This window comes from Vibrio sp. ZOR0018, assembly GCF_963865925.1.
Lineage (GTDB): Bacteria > Pseudomonadota > Gammaproteobacteria > Enterobacterales > Vibrionaceae > Vibrio > Vibrio anguillarum.
In genome coordinates this window covers 1-3,462 of record NZ_CAWMCN010000043.1, presented here as the reverse complement: position 1 = coordinate 3,462, position 3,462 = coordinate 1, and the positions used below count along the sequence as shown (strand labels likewise).

2 protein-coding genes are annotated in these 3,462 nt (G+C 40.6%); both read left to right on the top strand.

Features of this window, described 5'->3' with window-relative positions; all coding sequences use genetic code 11:
• Positions 1-564: 564 nt before the first annotated feature.
• Positions 565-1,338 carry an aminoglycoside phosphotransferase family protein gene (locus AACR75_RS01180; protein ID WP_047691476.1) on the top strand — a complete coding sequence of 258 codons (774 nt, stop codon included), beginning with the start codon at positions 565-567 and terminating at the stop codon, positions 1,336-1,338.
• A 133-nt stretch (positions 1,339-1,471) separates the two neighbouring features.
• Positions 1,472-2,704: a hypothetical protein gene (locus tag AACR75_RS01175; RefSeq protein WP_047691473.1), complete on the top strand. Its 1,233-nt coding sequence runs from the start codon at positions 1,472-1,474 to the stop codon at positions 2,702-2,704.
• Positions 2,705-3,462 lie beyond the last annotated feature (758 nt).

Below are 3,462 nucleotides of genomic sequence, written 5' to 3'. Positions count from 1 at the left end.
TGTCAACCCCTTAGCCGGGCGTTATGCAACTCAGGTAAATTTAGGGGTTCAATCTTTTGGGATTTCTCCGGCCATTCGTTCTGTGTTGTCGGCAAATGAGCATTTTTACCCTCAAATTCGTGGTTCACTCAAGCCGTAAAACAGGTAAGATTCTTTGTTCGCCTCAATGAGTTTTGGTGCTGGTTTGTTGTCAATTCAGCGTGCGCAAAGTGTGGAAAGGGCAAGTTTATCGAGCATTTCGCATTTGCTGAAAGTCTTGCTTGTTGAGTTTGTCTCATTCAAAAGCTTGGTTTGTTGTTGAAAGGTGGGCTTTGTTTTGGCGGCTTATTTATCACGGCTCTTGCTCGGGTTGGTTCTTGAATCACTCAACCGTTGCAATTGTGGCTTTTGATCGAGTAAAGTCAGTTTATCTTATTGAATTTGCATAACAAACGGTTAAAGAGGGACTGCCAACGCGTGGCGGTTTTTGTTCAAATCGGCCTTTGTGATTACGGTTGTTATTTTAGGTTCAGTGTTTTGCGTTGTCAGCCCCTTAACCGGGCGTTAGTTGCACAGGGAGGTTTCGTGGAAGAATTATCAGGCGGAAGAGAATCCGCAATATACCGAGATGGTGAAGTTGTCTATCGACCTCTTCAACCGTGGAGTCCTACAATTCACTTTATTTTGAAGCACCTTGAGCAGGCGAATGTGGCTGAATGCCCAAGATTCCTTGGTGTAAAGCAAGATCAGGAAATCTTAAGTTTTGTCGTCGGCAGTACTTATAATTATCCGTTGGTCGGTGCAATCGCCACTGCTGATGCCCTCATTTCTGCGGGTAAATTATTACGCAAAATACATGATTCAACAGCGCTACTTTTGAAACAAATTTATGTTAATGCTCACGAGTGGATGCTAGAGCCGAGAGAGCCTTTTGAGGTTATCTGTCATGGTGACTTTACTCCATACAATGTTGCTCTTTCTGAGAATATAGTTGTTGGTGTGTTTGACTTCGATACTGCGCACCCAGCGCCAAGAATATGGGATTTAGCATACTCAATTTATTGCTGGTCGCCTTTCAAAACTGACAGTAATGATAAGTTAGGTACAATTTCTGAGCAGGTGGCTAGAGCTAAGTTGTTCTGTGATAGTTACGGTGCAACTGAGTCCGAAAGAAGTCAATTAGCCGATGTAATGATTCAGCGGTTACAGGCGTTAGTTTCGTTCATGCGCAGTGAAGCTGAAAATGGTAATGAGTCTTTTGCTGAAAACATAGAGCAAGGTCATCTTCAGGCTTATCTAGATGACATAGAATATATCACTGAAAATAAACAAAAAATTCAGTGTGCATTGTGCAACTAACAAACAATTTAAGAGTGATTCAGCACGCTTGGCATTTTCGGTTCGGGTTGAGTTCAGTGTTTACGGTGGTCAAATTAAGTGTCGTGGTCGCGTGCTTCACACCTTAATTGGGCGTTAAGCAACAGGAGAAAAAGTGAAAGTTTGTTGGAAGAAAAATAAAAATCTAAAACCGAGTGTTATTTTGGCTAAGATTGACAGTATCAAGACATTGATTGATGGAACACTATCGTTTTCTGGCTTCGAACATCATGACGCGATCACTGCATTAGAAAGCATGATAAATTTCCCTCCTATAGCTGAAGACCTAGATAAGCATTCTCTTGTAAAGAAAACGGTATGGGAAGTTGCCAAATCTCCTAAAATAGATCACAAATATTTTATCAATGTACTAGATTTAAATATTAATAACTCTATCGCGAAACGTGATAATAAATACTTTGTTCTTACATCTCTATCGATTACAAATTTTGGCATTCGGAAATTTGAACTTCAAAATTGTACGATTAGGTTTTATAAAAATAGTTTTCCAAGAAAGTTTAAAGGTAGAGAAGCATTGATTCTCAGGAGGCGACCTTATGTTGATGTCGAGTCAATAGGTTATACAAAAGTTGTTGTTGAAGTTAAGGCGAAGTCAGAAAAGCTTGCTGCAAATATGGCTCTAAGGACGTTAGATCTTCTCAGAGGATTACTCTCAGTTTTTTGTAATAATTCTTATGAAACTTATGGAAATAAGTGGGAGCCAATAAATAAGATCAGGTTGGGAAATTTTCACACAGTGCATGATGACGTTGGAAATGTATTTGATGAAACTTTTTGGCTTGATCCAAGCTTTATTCAAGCGAGACCTCACCATGTAAAAGATGATAAAATAATTGCAAAGAATTTGCGAACAATTATAGGAAAACTGTCTAAATTCGATAGGCAGTACTATTCATTACTTTGTGATGCCTTGCTAAGGTATGTACGTGCCTTTGATGAAGCAAATCAGAATGTTGCTGTTTTGAGGGCTTGGGGAGCTCTTGAGTGTATAGCTGCACCCAATGATAGCAATTGTGATGCTGTTCCAATCCGTTGTTCATTTTTATATGAGGAGCATGAATACCATCGGCAGATACTTGAGCATTTACGTGAATATCGAAATAGAAATGTTCATGCTGGTCAGGAAAATACAATGGCTAAAAGTTATGGTTTTCAAGTACAACGATATTTTATTACGTTGTTTCTATTTCATATTTCACAACAAGGCAACTTTACTTCAATCGATGAAGCGAATCGGTTCTTAGATCTACCGCCCAAAGAAGCTTCACTGATCAACTTGAAAAATCTGATTGATAAATCTCTTAAGTTTCGTGGGTATGTTGCTTAACAAACGCTTCAAGAGGGACAGCCAACGCGCGGCATTTTTACTATGCGTTGGTATTTGTGATTACGGTGTTATGCGGTAAGTTGGTAGTAGCGTTGTCTGCCCCTTAAGCGGGCGTTATGTTTACTTGTATTTCAGTGGCTTAAAGCTTCTTCGATCTATTTTCTTTGTCCCTTTGGCAGTTCGTTCGAGTACTTCAGCAAATCCGCATTGTCGGTCTAAGTTCATGAATCACTCAGCCCGTAAAACATGCCAATATTCGTGGGTTGCTTCATTTGCAAATCGGGTCGGTTGGTTTTAGGTTTCGCTGGCTTTAGAGCGCTTTTAGCGTATTTGCCAAGTAGTATCTCGGCTTGGCAGTTGCCTCGGCAATTTGCCATTGTTCTGCGCTTTGATTGGAAAGAGAGGGCGCTTGTTGAGACTAAGGCGGGTTGCCTCATTGGGCAGGGAAGTGAATTTACGCGTTTTATGTTTCGTGCATTTGGCGGCCAAGTGAGGTTGAGCGTGTGACTGACTTCTTGAAATACGTTCAACAATGCAGTTCTTTGCCAAGTAAATCAGTCATTTGTGGTAAAACATAACAAACAATTCAAGCAGACCCTCAACGCTTAGCACTTTTGGTTTGCGTTGAATGTCGTGTTGCCGAGCAATGCGGAAAGTTCGGTAGTGCGTTTCGGGCTACTTAATTGGGCGTTATGCAGTTCTACAGGTTCAACGGAAACTAAAAAACGTCAGCCCAATGTATTTGAACTGACGGAGCT